General features: G+C 63.9%; 22 protein-coding genes. 13 read left to right on the forward strand and 9 right to left on the reverse strand.

The features are described from left to right. The first annotated feature begins 100 nt into the window (after positions 1-100). From A7A77_RS01255 to A7A77_RS01265, 3 genes are read left to right on the forward strand one after another with little or no spacing between them, the layout of a single operon-like run. Positions 101-946 carry a D-glutamate cyclase family protein gene (locus A7A77_RS01255; protein WP_066552381.1) on the forward strand — a complete coding sequence of 282 codons (846 nt, stop codon included), beginning with the start codon at positions 101-103 and terminating at the stop codon, positions 944-946. Beyond that, positions 943-1,803 (forward strand): phytanoyl-CoA dioxygenase family protein, encoded by an 861-nt coding sequence (locus A7A77_RS01260; protein WP_245638345.1) that lies wholly within the window; start codon positions 943-945, stop codon positions 1,801-1,803. The genes A7A77_RS01255 and A7A77_RS01260 overlap by 4 nt, the downstream gene beginning before the upstream one ends. Then, positions 1,800-2,597 carry an SDR family NAD(P)-dependent oxidoreductase gene (locus A7A77_RS01265; RefSeq protein WP_066552385.1) on the forward strand — a complete coding sequence of 266 codons (798 nt, stop codon included), beginning with the start codon at positions 1,800-1,802 and terminating at the stop codon, positions 2,595-2,597. The genes A7A77_RS01260 and A7A77_RS01265 overlap by 4 nt, the downstream gene beginning before the upstream one ends. 60 nt (positions 2,598-2,657) lie before the next feature. Here A7A77_RS01265 and A7A77_RS01270 read toward each other — a convergent pair whose 3' ends face one another. Together A7A77_RS01270 and A7A77_RS01275 are read right to left on the reverse strand one after the other, a co-directional pair. Beyond that, positions 2,658-4,109, reverse strand: coding sequence for a glutamine synthetase family protein (locus A7A77_RS01270; protein ID WP_245638346.1), 1,452 nt, complete (start codon positions 4,107-4,109; stop codon positions 2,658-2,660). Then, positions 4,106-5,425 carry a Rieske 2Fe-2S domain-containing protein gene (locus tag A7A77_RS01275; protein WP_066552386.1) on the reverse strand — a complete coding sequence of 440 codons (1,320 nt, stop codon included), beginning with the start codon at positions 5,423-5,425 and terminating at the stop codon, positions 4,106-4,108. Before A7A77_RS01275 ends, A7A77_RS01270 begins: the two co-directional genes overlap by 4 nt. 256 nt (positions 5,426-5,681) lie before the next feature. On the opposite strand from A7A77_RS01275, the gene A7A77_RS01280 reads away from it, so the two are divergent. Beyond that, on the forward strand, positions 5,682-6,272 hold the full coding sequence (locus A7A77_RS01280; RefSeq protein ID WP_066552391.1) for an LOG family protein: 591 nt from the start codon (positions 5,682-5,684) through the stop codon (positions 6,270-6,272). Between the two features lie 30 nt (positions 6,273-6,302). Here A7A77_RS01280 and A7A77_RS01285 read toward each other — a convergent pair whose 3' ends face one another. Genes A7A77_RS01285 through A7A77_RS01300 form a run of 4 tightly spaced genes read right to left on the reverse strand, consistent with a single transcriptional unit; the run spans position 6,303 to position 10,231 of the window. Next, on the reverse strand, positions 6,303-7,775 hold the full coding sequence (locus A7A77_RS01285; RefSeq protein WP_066552396.1) for an aldehyde dehydrogenase family protein: 1,473 nt from the start codon (positions 7,773-7,775) through the stop codon (positions 6,303-6,305). 4 nt (positions 7,776-7,779) lie between these two features. Further along, a complete protein-coding gene (locus A7A77_RS01290) occupies positions 7,780-8,196 on the reverse strand; it encodes a DUF3830 family protein (protein ID WP_066552399.1) in 417 nt (138 codons plus the stop codon). 32 nt (positions 8,197-8,228) lie between these two features. Next, entirely contained in the window at positions 8,229-9,425 is a 1,197-nt protein-coding gene (gene metC, locus A7A77_RS01295; protein ID WP_066552401.1) for a cystathionine beta-lyase, read from the reverse strand. A gap of 14 nt (positions 9,426-9,439) precedes the next feature. Continuing rightward, positions 9,440-10,231: an SDR family NAD(P)-dependent oxidoreductase gene (locus A7A77_RS01300; RefSeq protein ID WP_082835814.1), complete on the reverse strand. Its 792-nt coding sequence runs from the start codon at positions 10,229-10,231 to the stop codon at positions 9,440-9,442. Positions 10,232-10,526: 295 nt separating this feature from the next. On the opposite strand from A7A77_RS01300, the gene A7A77_RS01305 reads away from it, so the two are divergent. Genes A7A77_RS01305 through A7A77_RS01315 form a run of 3 tightly spaced genes read left to right on the forward strand, consistent with a single transcriptional unit; the run spans position 10,527 to position 15,272 of the window. Beyond that, on the forward strand, positions 10,527-11,525 hold the full coding sequence (locus tag A7A77_RS01305) for an isopenicillin N synthase family dioxygenase (protein WP_066552405.1): 999 nt from the start codon (positions 10,527-10,529) through the stop codon (positions 11,523-11,525). Beyond that, on the forward strand, positions 11,518-13,620 hold the full coding sequence (locus A7A77_RS01310) for a hydantoinase/oxoprolinase family protein (RefSeq protein WP_066552406.1): 2,103 nt from the start codon (positions 11,518-11,520) through the stop codon (positions 13,618-13,620). The genes A7A77_RS01305 and A7A77_RS01310 overlap by 8 nt, the downstream gene beginning before the upstream one ends. Next, positions 13,617-15,272, forward strand: coding sequence for a hydantoinase B/oxoprolinase family protein (locus tag A7A77_RS01315; protein WP_066552409.1), 1,656 nt, complete (start codon positions 13,617-13,619; stop codon positions 15,270-15,272). The genes A7A77_RS01310 and A7A77_RS01315 overlap by 4 nt, the downstream gene beginning before the upstream one ends. 33 nt (positions 15,273-15,305) lie before the next feature. On the opposite strand, the gene A7A77_RS01320 is transcribed toward A7A77_RS01315, so the two are convergent. Next, positions 15,306-16,271, reverse strand: a complete 966-nt coding sequence (locus tag A7A77_RS01320; RefSeq protein WP_066552412.1) for a LysR family transcriptional regulator — start codon at positions 16,269-16,271, stop codon at positions 15,306-15,308. A 163-nt stretch (positions 16,272-16,434) separates the two neighbouring features. Here A7A77_RS01320 and A7A77_RS01325 point away from each other — a divergent pair, with 163 nt between their 5' ends. The 6 genes from A7A77_RS01325 (at position 16,435) to tmpT (ending at position 21,632) form a co-directional block, all read left to right on the forward strand. After that, the gene (locus A7A77_RS01325) at positions 16,435-17,226 is read left to right on the forward strand and encodes an SDR family NAD(P)-dependent oxidoreductase (RefSeq protein WP_066552415.1); all 792 of its coding nucleotides are present in this window, start codon (positions 16,435-16,437) and stop codon (positions 17,224-17,226) included. A 39-nt stretch (positions 17,227-17,265) separates the two neighbouring features. Next, positions 17,266-18,696 (forward strand): allantoinase AllB, encoded by a 1,431-nt coding sequence (gene allB / locus A7A77_RS01330; protein WP_245638348.1) that lies wholly within the window; start codon positions 17,266-17,268, stop codon positions 18,694-18,696. Between the two features lie 145 nt (positions 18,697-18,841). Beyond that, on the forward strand, positions 18,842-19,669 hold the full coding sequence (locus A7A77_RS01335; protein ID WP_066552417.1) for a universal stress protein: 828 nt from the start codon (positions 18,842-18,844) through the stop codon (positions 19,667-19,669). Positions 19,670-19,785: 116 nt separating this feature from the next. After that, the gene (locus A7A77_RS01340; RefSeq protein WP_066552419.1) at positions 19,786-20,457 is read left to right on the forward strand and encodes an energy transducer TonB; all 672 of its coding nucleotides are present in this window, start codon (positions 19,786-19,788) and stop codon (positions 20,455-20,457) included. Positions 20,458-20,527: 70 nt separating this feature from the next. Continuing rightward, positions 20,528-20,986, forward strand: coding sequence for an META domain-containing protein (locus tag A7A77_RS01345; protein WP_066552420.1), 459 nt, complete (start codon positions 20,528-20,530; stop codon positions 20,984-20,986). Between the two features lie 4 nt (positions 20,987-20,990). Continuing rightward, positions 20,991-21,632 carry a thiopurine S-methyltransferase gene (gene tmpT, locus A7A77_RS01350; protein ID WP_066552423.1) on the forward strand — a complete coding sequence of 214 codons (642 nt, stop codon included), beginning with the start codon at positions 20,991-20,993 and terminating at the stop codon, positions 21,630-21,632. Here tmpT and A7A77_RS01355 read toward each other — a convergent pair. Then, positions 21,629-22,162 (reverse strand): GNAT family N-acetyltransferase, encoded by a 534-nt coding sequence (locus tag A7A77_RS01355; protein WP_066552426.1) that lies wholly within the window; start codon positions 22,160-22,162, stop codon positions 21,629-21,631. The genes tmpT and A7A77_RS01355 overlap by 4 nt on opposite strands. After that, complete coding sequence (locus A7A77_RS01360; protein WP_066552428.1) at positions 22,159-22,950, reverse strand: LysR family transcriptional regulator; 792 nt, start codon at positions 22,948-22,950, stop codon at positions 22,159-22,161. Before A7A77_RS01360 ends, A7A77_RS01355 begins: the two co-directional genes overlap by 4 nt. Between the last annotated feature and the right edge of the window lie 467 nt (positions 22,951-23,417).

The following is a 23,417-nucleotide window of genomic DNA, read 5'->3' on the forward strand; positions in this document are numbered from 1 at the left end:
TTTCCGACAACGCGGATGGTAGAAATAGCGCAGGACAGGCAACGCCGCTGACCGAAAAAAGCAACCCCGGTCAGCCGGCCACGTTGGTAGTAACAAGAGCATGAACACGAGTTCGCCCCTTACCGCGCAAGACGCACAAACCGCGCAAGGCGAAGGTCCGGCGTTCGATACGTCCGATCCGCGCGCGGTTCGGCTTGCCATTCGCGCAGGCCGCTTCACCGGCTTCACGAACCTTGTCGCGCGCGAATACATCCAGGGCAACCTGATCGCCGTGCCCGCGGCCCATGCAGATGCATTCGAAGCCTATGCCCGCGCCAACTCACAGGCCCTGCCCCTGCTAGGACGGGGCGAGCCGGGGCGTCGTGACATTCCGGGCATCGCGGCCGATCTCGATATCGCGCGCGACACCGGCGGCTACATGGTCTTCCGCGATGGCGAAGTGGTGGATACGCCGCGCGATGCCACGCCGTGGTGGCGCGACGATCTGGTGCCTTTCGTCATCGGCTGTTCCTTTTCGTTCGAAGCGCTGCTGCAACGGGCCGGGGTGCGCTTGCGCCACCTTGAGGAAGGCAACGTATCGGCGATGTACGAAACCGACCGCGACACCGTTCCGGTCGGTCCTTTCGGCGGAAAACTGATCGTGTCGATGCGGGCGATGTCACCGGCTGACGCGATCGCGGCGACGTTGCTGTCCGCGCGTCATCCGGGCTTTCATGGTGCGCCCGTCTCGCTCGGCATTCCGGCGGACCTTGGCATTGCCGATCTTTCGCACAGCTATGGCGGCCACGGGATGACGGTACTCCTGCCCGGAGAACTGCCGGTATTCTGGGCTTGCGGAGCAACCGGCCAGAACGCGGTGCGCGCGGCGCGCCTGCCCCTCGCCATCACTCACAACAAGGCACACATGGTGGTTACCGACCTGCCTTTGCCCAAGGACATTGCATGATGAACCTCGACGATGCAGTCGCCTATTACGACGAACATGGCTACGTGGTGCTGCCCGGCCTGCTTTCCGGGCCGGTGCTCGACGAACTGCGCGCCCTGACCGACCGGGTTACGGCAGACGCGGAATCCGTCACCGAGGACAACGCCCTGTACGATTTCGAAACCGACATCGACGGCAACCGGACGGTGCAGCGGATCAAGAAGCCGAACCGGATCGACCCGTTCTACGCCGCGCTTGCCGGCAACGAACAGATCATGGCACTGGCCGAACGCCTGATCGGGCCGAACATCCGCCTGAACCACACCAAGATCAACATGAAGTCGGCTAAGGGCGGCGCCGCGCTGGAATGGCACCAGGACTGGGCCTTTGCCCCGCATACCAACATGAGCACGACCGTGGCATCCATCCTGATCGACGGTGCATCGGCCAGCAACGGCGCGATGCAGGTGATCGACGGAAGCCACAAGCGCCCGTTGATCGACCACCATGACGAGGATGGCTACTTCGTCGGCGCGGTCCTTGCCAAGGAAGTGGACCACGCCAAGGCGGTCCTCCTCGAAGGTCCTCCGGGCACGGTCAGCTTCCACCACCCGATGACGCTTCACGGATCCAGCGTGAACCTGTCGGGCGATCCGCGCCGCATCCTGTTCTACGAATATGCCGCCAGCGACGCCTTCCCCCTGTTCTACAAGGTGGATTGGGAGGAATACGATTCCCGCATCGTGCGCGGCCCCGCAACCAGCGAAGTACGGTTCGAGGACAACTACGTGAAGCTGCCCTTCCCCAGCCGGGCCGGATCCTCGATCTACAAGATCCAGGCCGGATCCGACCGCCGCTACTTCGCCGACGCACAGTGAGCGCGCAAAACGCCGCCGGAGCGGCCTTCGTCACCGGAGCCAGCGCGGGAACGGGGCGCGAAATCGCCCTTGCTCTCGCAAGTGCCGGCTACGACGTGGCAGTGCTTGGCCGCCGTACCGAAGCGCTGGAAGCGCTGGCACAGGATATCGGCAAGCTGGGCCGCAAGGCACTGGTGCTGACCGCCGACGTGCGCGAAGCGACAGAACTGGAAGGCGCGCTCGACAAGCTTCTGGTGTGGAGCGACGGCGCGATCGATGTCGTGGTCAATGCCGCGGGTACAACCGGGCCGCTTTCGCCGCACATCGGTGACTTCACTCTCGCCGATTTCGACTCCACCGTCGCCACCAACCTGCGCGCGCCGTTTATCGTGCTGAACCGCCTGTTGCCGGTGATGCGCAAGGCGGGGAACGGGCGAATCGTCAATATCGGCGGAAACCACGGCATGCGCGGCCGCGCAGGCCGCTCCAGCTACAGCGCGTCGAAGTGGGGCCTGCGCGGCCTGACCCGCAGCGCCGCACTGGAAGCAGGGCCGGACGGTGTGACCGTGAACTACATCGCGCCCGGCCCCATCGCCATTCCGCGCATGAAGGCGAACTGGAAAGCGCAGGCCGAAGCCGGCGGAGTGAGCGAGGAAGAAGCCCTGCGCGCCTATGTCGCCAACATGGGCATCCCGCTCGGCAAGCCGAGCGAGGCAGAAGATATCGTGGCCATGGTCATGTATCTTGTCGGCCCCGGCGGGCGCAACATCACCGGTCAGGAACTGGTGATCGACGGGGGCGCTACCGTCCTGTGAAACCGGCTTTGCCAAAGCCTCCTGTCCGCAGGTGGCTTCGGCAGCAAACAGGTCATCCTGTCAGAACAGGTCGAAGTACTCGCGGTGTTCCCAATCGGTCACCGTGGTGTTGTAGCGGGCTACTTCGGCCTGCTTGATGCGCAGGAAATGATCGACGAAACCCTCGCCCAGCCCCGCCCGCAGAACAGCGCTGTCGTCCAGCAGGCCCAACGCTGATTCAAGGCTGCCCGGCAGCCGCTGTGCCTCTGCGGTATAAGGGCTTTCGACGGCCGGTGGCGGCAGTGCCCCGGCCTCTATCCCGGCCAGCCCCGACACCATCTGGGAAGCAAGGTAGAGGTAGGGATTGGCGGCGGGTTCGCCAACGCGGTTCTCGATCCGTGTGGCCCCTGCCTCGCCCTTCGCCAGAACGCGCAGCATCGCGCCGCGATTGTCCTCTCCCCACGCGATCCGGTCGGGCGCGAGGGAATTGGCACGATATCGCTTGTAACCGTTGATCGTGGGCGTGGTGAGCGGCATGGCACCGGCAGCTTCGGCAAGCAGTCCGGCAAGATAGTGCTGCCCCGTTTTGGACAGTCCCGGCTGGCCATCGGGCATCGCGAATGCGTTCTCGCCCGTATCCTTGTGCCGCAGCGACTGGTGCAGGTGCCAACCGCTCGACATTGCTTCCGGCAAGGCGGGGCGACACATGAAGCTGGCATGATATCCATGACGACGCGCGATCTGCTTGGCAGCGTTGCGAAACAGGATCATCGCATCGGCAGAAGCGATCCCTGATTGCACCCCGAACACGAATTCGACCTGGCTAGGCCCGAATTCCAGTTCCATCGAAGTCAGCGGCAGTCCCAGCGCCTCGCAATCGCGACGCAGGATTTCCAGTATCGGTTCCACCGTATCGTACCGTTGCTCAGTCAGATAGGCATAGCCCTGATGCAGCAGCGCCACTTCGGGCGGGGTACCCGGCTGGCCCGCGTCTTCGGGGGAAAGACGCGGATCGACCAGCCGGGTAAGGTGAAATTCGACTTCCAGCCCGCTGACGAATTCAAGTCCTCTGGCCTCGAGCCGCGCAAGCGCGTCTTGCGCGATCCGGCGCGGAGACCATGGAAAAGGGGTTCCGTCGGCAAAATAGAGATCGCACAGCAGCCATGCCGTTCCCGGTGCCCACGGCAACAGCTTCAGGCTGAGCGGATCGGGCACCATCACCAGATCGCCGGCGCCCTGCAGGTCGGATCGCCCGATCCCCGCGCCGGCCGAGAATACGGGCACCACGGTCCGGTGCGAAGTATCCTTCAACTGCAGGCTGGACGTGATCGACAGCCCCTGTTTCAGCGCACTTGCCAGTGCGCCGGTCATCACCGTCTTGCCGCGCAGAACGCCATGCAGGTCGGGAAATGACAGCCGCACGGAATGCACGCCGTCCGCTTCCAGCCGGCGGGGCAGGTCCGCAGCCGCCGCTGCCTGCTCCGCGCTCCACCCGGCGTGGCGATCGACAAATCCACCCACGGCTTCGCTCACAGCGCGAGCGCGGGAACATCCCACTCGGCTTCGGCGCGCAGACGGCTTACCGCTTCACGCCAGTATGCGTCGGGCGACGTGCCGGCAGGGGCAACGCCATCGATGGTCGCCGGTCCGGCATGAGTCTGCGTCATGCCATGGGGAGTGTTGCCCGCCTGCACCGCCTTGATCTGCTGGAACAGCAGCTTGCGATAAGCGACGATCGCCTTGTCGGTAGTGCCCAGATGTTCGCGCGTGCGATCCTGGATACGGCCCTGACTTTCCACCGCCCATTGGTCGTGGACGTTGATATCCTCGCCCATGCCGGTGAAGGTGCGGCTCTTCTGCTCCGCAATGTCGAAGCCCCAGTTGTTGTGGCGTCCGACGCGCGGCATGTAGTCCGGCAGCGTATAGAGCTGCAGCCGCTGCGCCCGCATCAGCGGCTTGTCCACTTCTCCGGTAAAGCTGGTGAACATGGCATACCAATAGCAGCTGTAATCGTCGATCGGCACGTGCCACTGCGTGATGGTCATCGTTGACGACAGCGGGATCACGAAGGCTTGCGGGAACAGGACGTTGGTGATGCGCACGTGCGTTTCGCCGTGTTCCAGGTGCCGCAGGGTGGAGATGCGGAAACCGGTGTCGGTGGACGCGACCGCGATCTCCGGGCAATCGTATTCGCGCAGCACCTTGGTCATCGGCAGGTCGCTGTCGGTCGAATTTGCGCGGAACTGCTTGCCGTACGATGCGTCGGCGTCGTCATCCTCGAAGTACCGGTGCAGGAAGCTGGCGTGGGCCGGGTCCATCCCGACTTCCAGCGCCTGCAGCCAGTTGCAGTCGAGATACCCCTTGAACGAAAATACGTGACTGTCCGGCGCGGCAAGGCAGTCGAGCGCGGGCAGATCGGGCGCGTTGCCCGCCTCGTCCACCGGCCCCAGCCAGCCGAAGATCATGCCGCCGCTTTCGCGCACGGGATAGGCCTTCTGCTTGATGCGCTTGCAGAAGTTCGAGCCCTTCGGTTCGCCCGGCGTTTCAAGGCAGGCGCCGTTGACGTCGAACAGCCAGCCGTGGAACGGGCAACGCACGCCGCCGTTTTCCAACCGGCCGAAAGCAAGGTCCGCGCCGCGATGCGGGCAATCCCGGTCGATCAGGCCAAGTTCGCCGTTCTCGTCACGAAACAGCACGAGATCCTGACCCATGATCTTGAGCGCCTTGAGCGGCCGGTCGCCTTCAAGCTCGTCGCTGATCGCGACCGGCTGCCAGTAATGGCGCAGCAGGTCGCCCAACGGCGTTCCCGGATTGGACAGGGTGATCAGATCGTTCTGTTCGGGCGTCATGGTGCTCTATGCCTCGTTTGCGAGTTGCCCGTTGCCCGATCCGCCCGTCCGCCAAAGGAAACGGCACGCGCAGCCGGCCGCAAACGGGCCTTACGCGACCGACATTGCATCCGATCGACGCTCTGTGCTGTTGCCTGTTATGCCGCAGGGCGTTGCGGAATAGGTCACGCGTGATAGCGCGCGCATATTGTCAACCACCGGACGCTCGACTAACCTTTGGTCGACGTTCCCGCCTTTACCGGATACCCCTGATACCATGGCTTCCAGCCCAGTTCGCCCGCTTCGGGCCATCGCGATCTTCTGCGGTTCCAACGTCGGCGAAGGCGATGCCTATACGACCGCTGCGGCAGCGCTGGGCACGGCCATGGCGCGGCGCGGCATCGCCATCGTCTATGGCGGCACGCACAAGGGCCTGATGGGCAATCTGGCCGATGCGGCACTGGCCGGCGGCGGACAGGTCCACGGCGTCATTACCCGTCGCCTGCATGACAAGGGGCACCTGCACCCGTCGCTCAGCAAGAGCGAAGTGGTCGACGGCATGCGCGCCCGCAAGGAACGGATGCTCGATCTGGCCGATGCCTGCATCGCGCTGCCCGGCGGCATCGGCACGGCCGAGGAATTCATGGAAGCGTGGACGCTGAACCAGCTGGGCGACGTGGACAAGCCGGTGGGCCTGCTCAACGTCGATGGTTATTACGACAGCTTCATGGGCTTCATCGACACGATGATCGAACGCAAGTTCCTGCCCGCCGCGCACCGCGACGGGATCTCGCTCGACCCCGATGCCGATGCGCTGATCGACAAGCTGGCCGTTTTCGAAAAGCCGACCGTCGCGAAGTGGATGTAGGCGCAGGCGGGTTAGCCGCCTGCCACGGCCTCAATCGGTCGCGATCCAGAGCGACTTCGTCTCGAGGTGCTCTTCCAAGTGCGCCTTGCCGTATTCGCGCCCTTGCCCGCTGGCCTTGACCCCGCCTGACGGGACTGCCGGATCGATCGCGTTGTAGCAATTGACCCAGACCGACCCTGCCCGCAGCCGTTTGGCCATGCGGTGGGCGCGGCCGACGTTGCCTGTCCACAGTCCGGCACCAAGGCCGAAGGGCGTTGCATTCGCGCGGGTGACGACCTCGTCCTCGTCATCAAAGGGCAGGACGGCGAGGATCGGGCCGAAAATCTCCTCCCGCACGGCGCGCATCGTGTCCGTCGCGCCCGAAAGCACGGTTGGCGGGAAGAAGAAGCCATTGGCAAAAGCATCATCCTCAAGCCGAGCGCCGCCGCAAACCGCACCGGCACCCTCTGCCCGCGCCTCTGCCATATAGTCGCTGACCCGCGCCAGTTGCCGGGCTGAAACCAGCGGGCCGAGATCAACTTCAGGATCGATGCCGTTGCCAAGTTTGAGCGCGGAGGCATGGCTGGCCACGGCACGCGCGAAGTCTTCGGCAACGCCGCGCTCCACGAAAAGGCGCGTACCGGCGCTGCAGACCTGCCCCGAATTGGCGAAGGCGGCAACGACGGCCATCTGTGCCGCCTTGTCCAGATCGGCGTCGGCAAAAACGATGTTGGGCGATTTTCCGCCAAGTTCCAAGCTGACCCGCTTCAACGTACCGGCCGCCGCGGCCATGATCGCACGCCCCGTCGCATCGGAACCGGTGAAAGCCAGTTTATCCACGCCGGGATGGGCCGCCAATGCGGCACCAGCCTCTGCGCCAAGGCCGGTGACGATGTTGAATACGCCGGGCGGCACACCAGCCTCCAGCGCCAGCTGCCCCAGCAGCAATGGCGCGAGCGAAGCGTCTTCGGCAGGCTTCAGCACCAGCGTGCAGCCAGTCGCCAGAACCGGCCCCAGCTTCAGGATGCTGGCCCATAGCGGCCCGTTCCACGGAATGATCGCGCCGCAAACGCCGACCGGTTCCTTGACCGTGCATGCGAACATGTCGGCAGCCGACGGATTGGCCGTCACCCCCTCTATCCCGCGCGCCATCCCTGCGTAATAGCGTAACAGGTCGACCAGCATCGCCACGCTGCCTCGCGTGTGGCGGATCGGCGAACCCATGTCGATCGTATCGAGCAGGGCAAACTGCTCGGCATCGCGCTCCACCAGATCGGCAAGGCGCATCAGCAGTGCCTGACGGTCTGACGGAGTGAACGCCGGCCACGGACCGGTTTCAAACGCCGACCGCGCGGCGGCCACGGCGTCATCGATATCGGCCACGCCGCCGCGTGCGAAATCGGCCAGATGCTCCCCCGTCGCCGGATTGTGCGACGACAGGGTCTGCCCGTCGCGAGCAGGCACCCGTTTCCCGCCGATCAGGAGGCCGTGGGGCGAACCGGTGAGGAAGGGGTGCATACTCATCCCGTCAATCCTTCAGCGCAAAGCTGATGGTCTGGGCGCCGTCCCACAAGGTTTTCTTGCCCAATGCGGCAAGGTTCTCGTTGCCCTCGATGATCGTCATGAAGTGAATGCCTGCCAGCGGCCCCAGCTTGCTGGCGAAGGCGACACCGCCGTAAGCAAGCAGGATCTCGGTCTCGCTATAGCCACCGGGGTAGAAGATGAATTCGCCGGGCGCGGGATAGCGCGTGGGATTTTCCCATGGCAGGTCGTAGGCGTCGTCGCCCATCGGGATCCACACGCCCTCGCCACTCCACCGCACGTGGATGACTTTCTCGTCATAGGGCATCATGGCCTTGAAACGGGCGGCGGTTACCGGGGCCAATTCCTCTTCAAGGCGGGCGGTAAATTCATAAGGCCCAGCCTTGATGGAAACGAGGGTCATCGCAATTCTCCGTACAGGAATATCAAAAAAATTCAGGCGCTTGCCATGCGGGCGAAGCCGCGTTCCAGATCGCCGATCAGGTCGTCGACCTCTTCCAGACCGACATGCAGGCGCAGCGACGGTCCGGGCGCATCCCACGTTACCGCCGAACGCAGGTCGGACGGGTAGGTCGGCACCACCAGGCTTTCGTACCCGCCCCAGCTGTAGCCCAGCTTGAACAGGTCCATGTGATCGAGCATCGCCGCGAACTGCTTGTCGGTGCAGGCATTGAGCACGACGCCGAACAGGCCGGAGGCTCCGTCGTAATCACGCTTCCAGATGGCGTGGCCGGGATCGTCGGGGAGAGCGGGATACATCACCCGCGCCACTTCGGGGCGGCCCTGCAGCCACTTCGCCACGGTAAGCGCCGACTGCTGGTGCTGTTTCATCCGGATCGGCAGGGTGCGTAGCCCGCGCAGGGCCATGTAGACATCGTCCGGCCCGCCGCAATAACCGCTGCCCGATGCGGTCGCCTTTACCGGTATGAACGCTTCCTCTGTGCAGACGGCAATGCCGAGCATCAGGTCGGAGTGGCCCGAAATGTACTTCGTGGCCGCATTGATCGAAACGTCGACGCCGTGCTCCAGCGGGCGGAAATTGACCGGGCTGCCCCAGGTATTGTCGAAAACGGTCTTGATCCCGCGCGCACGTGCCAGCTTGGTGATCGCCGGAACGTCCGTCATCTCGAAAGTCAGCGAGCCGGGCGATTCAAGGTAGATAACCTTGGTGTTCGGCTGCAGCAGGCTCTCTATCTCGGCACCGATCGTCGGGCGGTAATAAGTGATCTCGACACCGAACTTGCGTAGGAAATCCTCGCAGAATGCGCGGGCCGGACCATAGAGGCTGTCGACGATGAGAAGGTGATCGCCCGCAGAAAGAAACGCCGTCAGCGAAGCGCAGATCGCGCCCAGCCCGCAACTGGTCGTAACTGCGCGATAGCCGCCCTCCAGCATGGTGACGGCATCTTCGAAAGCGCGTGTCGTGGCCGTGCCTTCGCGCCCGTAGGTAAAGCCATCATAGGCACCGGAGGCCCGGTCCCTTCGCGTTTCGAGCAATTCCTCCACGCTTTCGAAAATCACTGTAGAACAGTGATAGACCGGCGGGTTCACCACTCCGAAATTCGCCGCCGGATCACGCCCTGCATGCAAGGTCTGCGTGCCGCGTCCGAAGCGGGAAAGATCGGTCTTCATTACGTGGTGTCTCCTTAGATGATCGTGCCGGAATCGACGATGATGTCCTGACCGGTCATCATTCGTCCGCCCGGCCCCAGCAAGTGCAGGACGGCAAGGGCAACGTCTTCCTCGCTCACCAGCCGGCCCAGCGCCGTGGTGGCGACGAAGCGGTTGTACGGGGCGTCCGGCTCCTCGCCGTTGCGCGCAGCCGATTCCCGGAACAGGCGGCGCAGACGCTCACCGTCGATACCGCCGGGCGAAACCATGTTGACCCTTATTCCGTGCGGCGCGGCATCCAGCGCGGCAGAACGCACCAGTCCGCGCACCGCCCATTTCGATGCGGCATAGATACCCTGCCCCGCAACGCCCTTGTGACCATAAGTGCCGCCGATCACCACGATCTGCCCCGATCCGCGCGCGACCATGGCCGGAAGGAAGGACCCGAAGGCGTTGATGACGCCAAGCACGTTGATGTCGAAACAATGGCGATAGGCCGCCTCGCCACCTTCCCAGATCGGCGCCTTGCCGGAACTGACACCGGCCGCACAGATCACCGCGTCGGGAACGCCGATCTCGGCGGCCATGGCGTCGAATGCAGCGGAGAGGCTTGCGGCATCGGACACATCGGCGCCGTAGGCACTGGCACCCTGCCCCACCGCTTGCGCAGCCGCCTCGCCGCAGGCCAGATCGCGCCCGAACAGCGCTAGGCGCGCGCCCTTGGCTGCAAGGATATGCGCCAGCGCCAGACCAAGCCCGCGCGTGCCGCCGATGATCGCGATCGTCATGCCGCGGGCAAAATCTTCCTGCGCTTCACTGACTGTCATGATAGGCCCGCCACTTCGGTGTCCTGTCTGGTTACTGCGCCTGCGCGAACTGCGCACAGGCCCTGCCCTGCGCCATGCGGGCGTCTTGTTGCACCATCCGGACTAAACTGCGGCCCGTGTTGCGCCAAGGTGAAGTTTCGGCAGCAGGGTAGTACCAAAAAAACAACGCGCGATACCCTTATGTTGCACTACGACTACAAGGGTAACGAGCGGACTGCCGGGGCGCGGCAAGTGCGTTCGACGTGGCCCGCTGGCAGGTCCAGCCGGGTCGATCGCACTGCGATGGAGCCTGTCTATGAGCCGTTCCGCCGACGATGTTTCCGCTGCCCGGGCAATTTCGCTCGATGAAGTACCGGTGATCGATTTTGCACCGTTCCTGTCCGGCAGCGCCGAAGACCGACAATCCGTGGCTGACACGATCGCCGCCGCTTGCGAGGAGATCGGCTTCTTCTACCTGATCGGCCACGGCGTGCCGCAGACCGCCCGCGACGATATCTTCGCTGCGGCCCGCGCGTTCTTTTCCCGCCCCAAGGGTGAAAGAGCGGAAAGCGCGGCAACGCCCGAATGGTATCGCGGCTGGATCGGCGCGCCCGACGCAGAGGTTTTTTCGCGCAACACGCGCCTGTTCGAACAATATCGCCTGCAGCATGAATGGCCCGCCGATCCCGAAGACATGGAACATGCGGCGATCTTCGACCAGCCCAACCGCTTTCCCGAAGACATGCCGGAATTCCGCGCGGCCAGCGAGGCCTACCTCGATGCCATGGTCGTGCTCTCTCGCGAATTGCTACGCGCATTTGCGCTTGGTCTGGGTCTGCCGGAAAACCGGTTCGACGACTGGTTCCAACACCCCGCATCGCAGCTCTCGATGAACTACTACCCACTCTTGCCGACCGGCGCGGACGACGAAGTTTCCAACATGGTGCCGCACACCGATGAAGGCCCGTTCACGATCCTTGCCCAGGGCGAGGTCGGCGGTCTGGAAGTGAAGCGGCGCGACGGGACATGGATCAAGGCACCGCCGATCGATGGAGCCTACACCATCAATGTCGGCGACATGATGATGTGGTGGTCCAACGGTCGCTTCCTTTCCAACCTCCACCGCGTGCGCAACCGCGCCGGAGAGGAGCGCGTGTCGGTCCCCTATTTTGCCAATCCGGACCGCAGCGTCGTGGTCGCCCCCCTGCCCGAACTGACCGATGGCGAACCTGCCTATCCGGCAGTCAAGGTGGCCGACCACCTGGCCCGTTTCTATAAAACTCTCGCGAAGAACCCGCACGAAATCTATGGCTGACACACCTTCATTGCCCCCTCGCCGGGCGCGGATCGGCGCCGACATCGGCGGCACTTTCACCGATGTCGTGCTGGAAACGCCCACCGGTCGCCATTCGACCAAGCTGTTGACGACATATGACGCGCCCGAACGCGCCCTGCTCGACGGCGTGCAGCTGTTGCTGACCGAAGCGGGGCTGACCCCGGCCGACGTCGAACTGGTCGTCCACGGCACGACACTGGCCACCAATGCCCTGATCGAACGGCGCGGCGTGGCAACCGCCCTGCTGACGACAGAAGGCTTTCGCGACGTTCTGGCACTCGGCACCGAAAGCCGCTTCGACCAGTACGATATCGCCATGGAAAAGCCCGCAGCGCTCGTCCCCCGGCGGCTGCGGCTGGGCGTGCCCGAACGGATCGCGGCAACCGGACAAGTCCTGCTGGAACTGGACGAGGACGCGGTACGCGCGGCAGCGGCCACTTTCCGCGAAGAAAACATCCGCTCTGTCGCGGTGGCCTTCATCCACGCCTATGCCAATCCGGCGCACGAATTGCGCGCCGCCGAAATCCTGGCCGAGGAAATGCCGGGCGTGAGCCTGTCGCTATCCAGCGAGGTTTCGCCGGAAATGCGCGAGTACGAGCGGTTCTCGACCACGGTGGCCAACGCCTATGTCCAGCCGATCGTCGATGCCTATCTGCGGCGCCTTGAAACGCGCCTTGGCGAACTGGGCTTTGCCTGCCCGCTCTATCTGATGCTCTCGTCGGGCGGTCTGACAACGGTGGACATCGCCGCGCGTTTCCCGGTGCGTCTGGTGGAAAGCGGCCCTGCGGGCGGCGCGATCTTCGCCGCATCCGTCGCAGCGGAACGTGGCGCCAAACGGGTGCTCGCTCTCGACGTTGGCGGGACCACGGCCAAGATCTGCCTGATCGACGACTATCGCCCGCAGACATCGCAAGTGTTCGAGGTCGGGCGCGCCCATCGCTTCCGCAAGGGATCCGGCCTGCCGCTGCGCATTCCGGTGGTCGAAATGCTGGAGATCGGCGCGGGCGGCGGTTCCATTGCGTCCGTCGATCGCGCAGGGCGACTGGCGGTCGGGCCGCACAGTGCAGGGTCCGAACCGGGTCCTGCGGCCTATGGCCGTGGCGGCACCCGTCCCACGGTTACCGACGCGGACATCGTGCTGGGCAGGATCGAGCCGAGCCGCTTTGCCGGCGGCAAGGTAACGCTCGATCCGGCGGCTTCGAATACGGCTCTGGCCGCACTGGGCATCTGGGACGGCAAGGCCGAAACCCTGGCCGTGGGCGTAAGCGAGATTGTCGACGAGACGATGGCCGGCGCAGCGCGCGTCCATGCCGTGGAACAGGGCACGACGCTGGAGGAACGCAGCCTGATCGCCTTTGGCGGGGCCGCGCCGCTTCACGCCGCCCGCTTTGCCGAAAAGCTCGGCATCGACGAAGTCATCATTCCCGCCGGTGCCGGCGTTGGCTCTGCCGTGGGCTTCCTGCGCGCGCCGGTCAGCTACGAAGTGGCGCGCAGCCATCACCTGCAGCTTGTCGATGGTGCCGATCTGGGCGCGTTGAACACGTTGCTCGACGCCATGGCCGCACAGGCCCGCGCCCTTGTCGACAAGGGCGCGCCGGAAAGCGAACAGACCGAGCGGCGCGTCGCACTGGGCCGCTATCAGGGACAGGGCTTCGAGATACCGTTCGACCTGCCCGAAACCGCGCTGACCGATGTAGCCGACCTGCGCACCCGGTTCGAGGTCGCCTATCGCCAGCAGTACGGCAGCCAATCGCTGGACCTGCCGGTGGAGCTGCTGACTTTCCGCGTCGCGGTATCGGCATCGGTATGGCAAGGGGCCGATCAGGGGGCACCTGCCGCTGAACGCTGGATCGAACCACCGGCCCATCGAGAGGTGATCGATCCCGACGCCGGTATTGCCATGCCGTTCGCCATCGTGTCGCGCGAAACGATGGAACCGGGCGATGCGGTACGCGGCCCGGCCCTGATAACCGAACGTGAAACCACGACCGTCGTGTCGCCGCGGTTCGACGTGCGCATGGACGTCAACCGCTACCTCGTCCTCACCCGCCGTCCAGCAGAGATCGAAGCATGAGCCAGGCCCTTTCTGAACTGCGCAACCAGGTCATCTGGACCCGTCTGATCGCCATCGTGGAAGAACAGGCGCAGACGCTGATGCGCACCGCGTTTTCCACCACCGTGCGCGATGCGGGCGACTTGTCCGCGGCCCTGTTCGATCTGGAAGGGCGGCTGATCGCAGAGGCGGTGACGGGCACGCCTGGCCACGTGAATTCGATGGCATCGGGCGTTCGCCACTTCATCGAACGCTTTCCGCTCGACACCATGAATGCCGGCGATCACTTCATCACCAACGACCCCTGGCTGACCGCCGGGCATCTGCATGACGTAACCGTCGTCTCGCCCGCGTTTCATGACGGGCGACTGGTCGGTCTTTTCGGGGTCTGCTGCCATCAGGTCGATATCGGCGGGCTGGGACAGGGACCGGATGGCCGATCCATCTACGAAGAGGGCATCCAGATCCCTCTGATGAAGCTGGCCAGCGCAGGCGATCTTAACGAACCGCTGCTTGAGATCATCTGCCAGAACGTGCGAACCCCGCTGCAGGTGCGGGGCGACATCCTGTCCTACGTCACCAGCAACAACGCCGCGATCCGCCGCCTTTCGGCCATGCTGACCGAATTTGCGATGTCGGACCTGCAGGGCGTGGCGGACTATATCGTAGACCAGTCGTTGACTGCCTCGCGCACCGAAATCGCGCAGCTGCCGCAGGGCAGCTGGAGCAGCACGCTCACTCTTGACGGTTACGATCATCCGGTAACGCTGCGCGCGACCCTGACGATCGACGGGGAAACCGTGAAGGTGGATTATGCTGGGTCCGATCCCTGCCTGCCGCGCGGCATCAATGTCGTACTGAACTATGCGCGCGCCTACACCGTATTCGCGCTGCGCTGCGTGATCAGTCCGGAAGTGCCCAACAACGCCGGTGCCCTCGCCCCGTTCGAAGTGACCGCGCCGGAAGGCTCGATCCTCAACGTCCAGCGCCCGTGGCCTGTCGCGGCGCGCCACATCATCGGCCAGATGCTGCCCGACCTCGTGTTCGGATGCCTGTCGCAGGCGATCCCCGACCGGGTGCCGGTAGAGGGCAGCTCTTGCTTGTGGAGCGTGCAGTTGCGCGGACGCCTGCCGTCTGAAGAACAGGGCCGCCAGGGCGATCTTTTCGACACCATCTTCTTCAATTCCGGCGGTTCCGGCGCGCGTCCGGGGCAGGATGGCCTGTCCGGCACGGCCTTCCCCAGCGGCGTTCGCGCCATGCCGGTTGAGGTGACCGAACACGGCGCACCGATCGTGATCTGGCGCAAGGAGCTGTCGGCCGACAGCGGCGGCGCGGGCCGGCTGCGCGGCGGGCTTGGCCAGAAGGTCGAAGTGGCGATGCGCGACGGCAGCCCGTTCGAGGTGCTGGCCATGTTCGAACGCGTCGACCATCCGGCGCGCGGGCGCGATGGCGGCAGCGACGGTTCGGCCGGCGTGGTGCGCCTGTCCACCGGCACCCTACTGAAAGGCAAGGGGCGTCAGGAAATTCCGGCGGGCGAGCGGCTTATTCTCGAAGTTCCGGGCGGTGCGGGTCAGGGCGATCCGCGCGACCGGGATCGCGTTGCCGTCACCGAAGATCTTAGCGAAGGCTTCATCTCCGCCGATGCAGCGCGCGCCATCTACGGCCTTGCCTGACAAGGCTTGACGCGCGCGAGGCCTGACCGGTGGTCAGGCCTCCATGTCGAATTCGTCGTCGGGGGCGAACGCAGGCACATCGTTCATCGGCAGAGTCCGGCAATTATGCAGGTCGCTTGCCAATTGCTCGGCGAACTTGGCCGCGGCAAGCGGCAGGGGACGTCCCTTCAGCTGGCCCAGCACCAGTGGGCCGTAAGTTCGGTCAAGATCGCTGATCCGCCGCACGGCAAAACGCTCATCATTCTCCCACGTGGCCGCACCGATATCGATCTGGAACGTGATCAGGTCGCTGGCCGCCACGATCTCGCCCAGCATGTCGAAATTGTTCGCCTCGACCACGATGTTCGGTTTTACCGAGCTGTTGCTGAGCCGGCTTTCAATAATCTCGCGCCCGCCGAACGAGGTATTGGGCATGGCAAGGTCGTACTCCGCACATTCCCGAAGGCGCAGGACAGGTTTTGCCGCAAGGGGATGATCGGCCGCCATGATGGCGAGCAACCCCTGCCCCACCGAAAGAATCGGCTGCAATTCGGGATGACGCAGCGGCCGGAAGATCAGCGCCAGATCGATTTCGTATTCGCTCAGCGCGCGGACCGCCCGGACATGGTCGGTCACAAGGATCTTGAAGCGCAGCTGAGGATAGCGACTGCGGAAATCGACGATGTGCCGCAGAAGGAAGCTGCGCGCGACTGCATGGCTGCAGGCAATGCGCACGTCGCCACGTTGCAAGCCGGTCAATTCCTCGATCTGCGAATAGACGCGCGTCAATTCAGAGGTTTGTTCGCGAATCCACCGGATGAAAAGTTCGCCCGCGGCGGTCAGGCGGACGCCCAGCGAATGCCGTTCAAACAGCGGTGCGCCAAGATCATGCTCCACGTCCTGAATGCGCCGCAGCAATGCCGACGGCGTCATGTTCAAACGTTCGGCAGCCTGCCGCACCGAACCGGCGCGAGCGACTTCATCAATGTACGCCCATATTCTTTGATTGCGCAAAGCCAAGGCAGCCTCCGTTCGCTTTTTTGCACCACCCTACTCGTGTTTTAGCATAACTAGGGCAACGGGCCATGCCTTATGAAAGAGCATGCATGATGCGATAGGTCAACAAGTCAATCGAAAAATGCGCCGATATCATAAATAAATTCTTATCGACAGAAGGAACAGCATGGACCTTGGTTTGGCCAATAAGGTTGTTATCATAACCGGCGCAGGCAAAGGAATGGGTCCGGAAATAACAAAATCGTTCTGTTATGAAGGATCATTGGTTTCAGTACTTGGTAGAGATTTATCTGCACTTGAGATTTTGAAAGAGAAATACCCAGAATACAGGGATAGTATCTCTCTATTCTCATGCGATGTCACCAAGGCGGATGATTGCGATCGCGCCGTGGCAGAGGTTGTTTCAAAGCATGGTCAGGTGGACGTGCTGGTCAATGTGGCGGGCGGCACGGGGCCGGTCGGCATCCCGGCATGGGAAACCAGCCCGGAAGCTTTCGAGGAGATCGTGCGGCTGAACATGGCCGGCTGTTTTCACATGATGCGCGCCGTCCTGCCCCCGATGATCGCGCGCCACTACGGCAAGATCGTCAACGTGGGCGGCACGTTCGGCATGCATGGCCGCGCCGGACGCATGGCATATTCGGCATCCAAATGGGGGCTTCGCGGCATAACGAAGTCGACCGCGATCGAGGCCGGACCGCACAACATCAACGTCAACATCGTTGCGCCCGGCATGGTGGATGGCCCCCGTTTCCGCACCAAGGTCATGCCCGGCATGGCAGCGGCGCGCGGCATCACCGAAGAACAGGCGATCGACGAACATGCTTCCGAATATGCCCTGCGCCGGATCAGCCAGGCACAGGACGTAGCAAATGCCTGCATGTTCCTCGCTTCCGACGTCTCGCGCCAGATCACCGGTGTCGACCTTCCGGTGGATGGTGGCTGGGCCGCCCTGTAACAACATACTGCGATCGCAGCGCGCGATCGCGCAACCAGAATGAAAGACACTGCCATGCTTGCCGATCTTGTCATCAACGGGGCCACTCTCGTCACCGACAGCGCGACTTTCCCCGCTTCGATCGCGATCAAGGACGGCGCGATCCTGGCGATCGGCGGCGCGGACGCCATGCCGGAAGCCAAAGAGGTGCTGGACGCAACCGGCAAGTTCCTGCTGCCCGGCGCGATCGACGCGCACGTGCACTTCCGCGATCCGGGCTATACACACAAGGAAACCTGGGAGACCGGCACGGCGAGCGCCGCAATGGGCGGCGTAACGACGGTTTTCGAGATGCCGAACACCAACCCGCCAACGGGAAATGTTGAAGCTCTCAATATCAAGCTCAAGTCGGCCGAAGCCGCCTACGTCGATTTCGGCATTTACGGCCTGCTGGGCGAAGACAATCTCGACCAGCTGGAAGCCCTGATCGAAGGGGGCGTCGCGGCTTTCAAATGCTTTATGGGCAACACCTTCGGCAACCTGCCCTCCCCGCCATCAGGCGCGATCCTTGAAGGGTTCGAAATCGTTGCCAAGCACGGTTATCGCGTGGCGCTTCACGCGGAAAACGCATCTATCATGGCCCGTCGCCAGAAAAAGCTGCAGGCCGCAGGCCGGTGTGACCCCCTAGCACACCTTGACGCCCGCCCCCCTGTCGTGGCGGTCGAAGCCGTGGCGCGTGCCGCCATCCTTGCCGAATGGACCGGCGCGCGCATTCACATCCTCCACGTCTCGTCGGGCGACGAATTGCGCCCGCTGCGCGAAGCCAAGCTGCGCGGCGTGGACATCACGGCAGAGACCTGTCCGCACTACCTGCTGCTCGACGAACATGCCTATACCGACAAGAAGTCGCTGATCCGCGTGAACCCGCCCGTGCGCGAGAAGGTTCACCAGGACCAGTTGTGGCAGGGCGTTGCCGACGGCACCATCGACATGATCGCCACCGACCATGCGCCGCACAGCCATGACGAAAAGCACCGCGACGATATCTGGACCGCCGATTGCGGTTTCACCGGCGTACAGACCCAGATGCCGCTGATGCTCAGCCAGGTCGTCGCCGGGCGGATGTCGATCACGCAATATGTGCGCATGACCTCGCTCGCTCCGGCCAAGGCATTCGGGCTCTACCCCCGCAAGGGCGCGTTGCTACCCGGATCTGACGCCGACATCGTCATCATCGACATGGACCGCGAAACCATCGTGGAGCCGGGCGATCTCCAGTCCAAGGGCAACTCCACCCCGTTCGAGGGTTGGACCGCCAAGGGTGCGCCGATCCATACGCTGGTACGCGGCCGTTTCGTCATGCGCGATGGAAAGCTCTGCACCGAAGCAAAAGGCCACGGCCTCAACGTCCGCCGCATCCAGCAGATGCCGACCCCAACGCCGTGCAATACCCACACGACGACGGCAGCGATTCTGGCAAAGGCGCCCTGAGGCATTCCCTTCGCCGACGTCTCGACCCCCACTGCCAGGCATACGATCATCGTTTCGCTAAACGGCAAGTTCGACTTCACCCGAACGGGCATGGAAACGGCACGTCCGGTTGCGGACAGCGGTAGCCCTGCCTAGACTGGTTGGCATGAGCGACCAGCAAACCGGACCCGTCCTTGTCGCAACCAACCTGTCGGCGCGTGATGACCGTGCGATCGACCGGGCCGTCATGCTGGCCCGCCACCGCGGGGTGGAACTGGTCGTCGTCCATGTCGTGAAACCCGGCAGCCGCAAGGCCGAAGACGCCGAACGCGCCCGCACCGAACTGGCCGAAGTGCTGCCGGATGGCGTGGACGCGCGATTATGCCTGCCCATCGGGTCCGCCCCGCAGGAAATCACGCGTGTCGCGGGGGAAACCGGGGCGCAGATGATCGTGACCGGCGTGGCCCGCTTCAACGACATCGGCGACTATTTCCTCGGCACGTCGGTCGATCACATCCTGCGCCATGCCAAAGTGCCGGTGCTGGTGGTGAAACGCCGCCCGCACGCGCCCTATGCCAAACTGCTGGCCGCGACCGACCTGTCGGAAACATCGGCCGGGGCCATCGCGGTGGCGGGCGCGCTGTTCCCCGATAGGCGGATGCGCGTCGTTCACGGCTGGCACGTTCCCTTCGCCGGATGGCAAAAGGCCGTACACGTGCGCGACGAAACCGAGACCGCGGCCAAGAAAGCGCTGATCGCGTTCGTGGCGGAATCGGGCTTTCCCGAACCGCTGCGCGACCGGATCGAGCCGCTTACGCTGGAGGGTGGAGCCGAACGCGCGGTGATCGACGCGATCGAAAGCTACCGACCTGACCTGCTGGTGCTGGGCACGCAAGGCTGCGGCGGATTCCGTCAGGCGACACTGGGCAGCACCGCAAGCGCGCTGCTTTCCTCCGCCCCGTGCGATGCACTGGTCGTGCCTCCGGCCTGCTGAAACTCCCCACTATCAAATGATTTAGGCGGATCTGCAGAGGCGTGGTATCCTGCGGTCCTCAACCGCGTCCACGGGCGCGCAATAAAGCGCCCGGGGCGCCCACGAGGAGGGTGCCTATGGCCTATACCGATACCCGTCACGACCCCAACCGCGGCGCGACCATCGCAACCGTTGCCCTGATCCATGTCGGGCTGGGTTACGCGATCGTCTCCGGCTTTGCCGGCGGGGTGATCAACGAAGCGACCGACACGTTCAAGTCGATCTGGATACCCGAAGACAAGGTGGAGATCATCCCGCTCGACCCGCCGGTCGTGCCCGATCCCGCGCCTTCGCAGGCAAGCGAACCGAAGATCGTGCCCGTGCCGACACCTTGGGACACGAATGTGGACTTCAAGGTGCCCGACGTGCCGATTCCCGACACGCTGCCCACCGCCTATTCGACCGACGTGATCGAAATCCCGATCCGCGAAACCACGCCTGCGCCGAAATTCACGCCCAAGGCCGCCGTGCCGAAAGGTAATCCTGGCCGGTGGGTGCGCGAAAGCGACTACCCTTCGCGCATGGTGCGGCTTGGCATAGAGGGCAGAACGGGTTTTCGCCTGTCGATCAGCGCAACCGGCAACGTGACCGGCTGCGAGATCACCCGCAGCAGCGGCGCGGCAGAGCTTGACCGGGCCGCCTGCGACGCCTTGCGCGATCGCGCGACGTTCAAAGGGGCCACAGACGGTAACGGCAATCCCGTCGCAGGCACTTATGAAAGCACCATCGTCTGGCAATTGCCGGACTGACCCGCACGCATGTGGGGGAGATGCGGTCCTCCCCCTTACCGGGCGGGGCCGCATCGGTTATCGTTGTCCGATGATCAAGCCCGCCATAGCCGCACTCGCCCTCATCCTTGCCGCCTGCCAGTCGGTACCGGCGCCTGAACCAGTCGCCGCCGCGCCGGCGCTGTCGCCGGGGCTGAGCGATACCGGATGGCGCTTCACCCGCTTCACATCGATGGACGACGCACAGGGTGTGACGGAAGCTGGCGGGCGCACCTTCACCCTGTTCTTCCACGCCGACGGCACGGTGACCGGCACGTTCGATTGCAACAACGTGTCCGCGCGCTGGAACGAAGGGCCGCTTTCGGCCACCGGCACTGCGCTCTATCTTACGCCCATCCGCATGACCCGCATGGCCTGCCCCGCAGACAAGCTGGCGATGTTCCTCGGCAGCCAGCTCGCCTATGTCAGCAGCTACACGATCGCGGAGGGCGAAATGCACATGGCGCTGCAGATGGATGGCGGCATCATTTCCTTCGAACCGTTAGACTAGGGAGATGGAACCGGAATTCTGGCATTCGCGCTGGCAGGCGAACGAAATCGGCTTTCACGAGGGCCGCGCCAACGACCTGCTGGTCGCGCATCTGGGCGAACTGGAGATCGAGCGCGGCGCGCGCATTTTCGTACCTCTGTGCGGCAAGGCGCAGGATATCCCGTGGCTGCTGGCGCAAGGTTACGAAGTCGTCGGCGTTGAACTGTCGGCGATCGCGGTGGGTCAGCTGTTCGCCGACATGGGCGTCACGCCGCAAGTAACCCGCGCCGGAGCGTTGACACGGTACGATGCACAGGGGATCACGATCTTTGCGGGCGATATGTTCGCGCTTGAAGGCGATCTCCTCGGCCCTGTCGATGCGATTTACGACCGGGCCTCGCTCGTCGCGCTGCCCTCGTCAATGCGCACGGCTTACGCTACGAAACTGCGCGAACTTGCCCCCGATGCGCCGCGCCTGCTGATCACCTTCGTCTATGATCAGGCGATGGCGAACGGCCCGCCGTTCTCGATCCCCGAAAGCGAAGTACGCCGCCTGTTCGGTAACGATTATCGCCTGACGCAACTGGAGGATCGCGATGTCGAAGGCGGATTGAAAGGGATGACTCCGGCGCGCGAAGCGGCCTGGCTGATCGACGTTCCCGCCTAGGTCTTCCGCGCTTCCCATTCGCGGCGAAGAATGCCCCAGATATTGGCATCGCGGATGCCGATGTGGGTATCCCATGTCTCGCGCATCCGCCCCTCCAGCGTAAAGCCGAGCCGTTCCAGCAGGCGGTTCGAACCGTCGTTGTCGGGATCGGTATCGGCAAAGACGCGGCGGATTGAGGGGTCGGCAAAGGCCACATCGATCAGGGCCGTTATCGCCTCTGCCGCGATGCCCCTGCCCCGCCATTTCGGGCGGCACATGTAGCCGATCTCGACATAGCCCGGCTTGCGTGGAAATATCGCGCAATAGAGGTACGGTTCGTCATCATCGCGACCCGCCGCCACGAATGTCCGGCCGGTTCCCGGTTCTTCCGGGCACAAATAGGCACCCAGTTCCGCCTCGTCGGCAAAGACGTCGCGGCTCCACCATGTCATGCTGTCGGGATCGCTGAAGGCGTCGAACAGGTGGGCAATATCGCCTTGGTGCAGCGAGCGCAGGACGAGCCGTTCGGTGGTGGCAACCGTCTCGCTCATTGCCCCTGCAGGAACTCGACGAGCGCCTTCACCTTCTTCTGCCGCCATTGCGGACGCGGCGCGACGAGCCAGTAGCCGTAGCGGCTCTCCTCGATATCGCCCAACGCGACGAGATCGCCGCTTTCCAGCGCGTCTTCCACCAGCTGGAACGGCAGGGTGGTGCGCCCCAGCCCGCTTTCGACCGCGGCCAGCGCCTGCCCCGTTGCACCGACATGCATCGTCGCGTCCACGCCATCCGGCGCGGGACCACCGGGCCATGCGATCCACGCATCGTGCGCATCGGGCGCGGCGACAACAACCTGCCGCGCAGGGGCAAGCGGCACTCCTTCAAGATCGCCCGGCCCTTCGGCCAATCGCACCGCGAAATCGAGGTTCGCCTCGGCAAAATCGGCCAGCGCACCGCCCGCCATGTGGAAACGGGTATCGGGATGCACCGCGCGAAAAGCGCCAAGCCGGCGGGCAAACCACGCGCCGAAGAAGTCGCGCGGGGCGGCGAAAGTGAAAATGTGCGAAAGCTGACCGGCCTGCATAGCCTGCACCGATTCCTCGAACCGCAGGAAGCCTTCACGCAGGGAATCGAGCCCCGCCTCCGCCTCGTCCGTCAGTTCCAGCCCCTTGGGCGTGCGACGGAACAGGACAACGCCCAGCAAGTCCTCCAGCGCGCGAATCTGCTGACCCACGGCTGCCGGCGTGACGGCAAGCTCGTCCGCCGCGCGAGTGAACGACAGATGCCGCGCCGCTGCATCCAGCACGCGCAAGCCATTGAGAGGAAGATGGGTCCGTTTCATCGCCGGGCGGGTTTAGGGCGGGTTTGCGGTTTGGGCAACGGGGCGGTTTGGGCGGCAATGGTTTGGGAGACCGTCATTGACGGAAGATCACCGCCTCATCATGGTCAGGGGGCTTGAGCACTTGTTGCCAGGAAACGACTTCTGCGACCTCACGGTGTGAGGCGGTGAACACCTCGGCAGCGACATCTCCGGTGCCTTCTATTGCCCGCGCAATTTTGCCCTCAGACCAGCCTTGCGTGGTCAGATATTGACACTCGCTGTCGCATAGAAAGTTGCGAATGGAGGGATTGTCTATTGGGGGTCGCCGCCCTGCCCTGACGCTCCATCACCGCTCAAACAGCTGCGGCCTTATCGGTGGGAACGATCAACGTAACAAAGTGACGCATCAAGGATAGTCGGGCTGGTCTACACAACGACCACAATCGGATCGTTAGCGGCAATTCCACATATGGTCAGAAATATCGGAT

This window comes from Croceicoccus bisphenolivorans (assembly GCF_001634625.1).
Lineage (GTDB): Bacteria > Pseudomonadota > Alphaproteobacteria > Sphingomonadales > Sphingomonadaceae > Croceicoccus > Croceicoccus bisphenolivorans.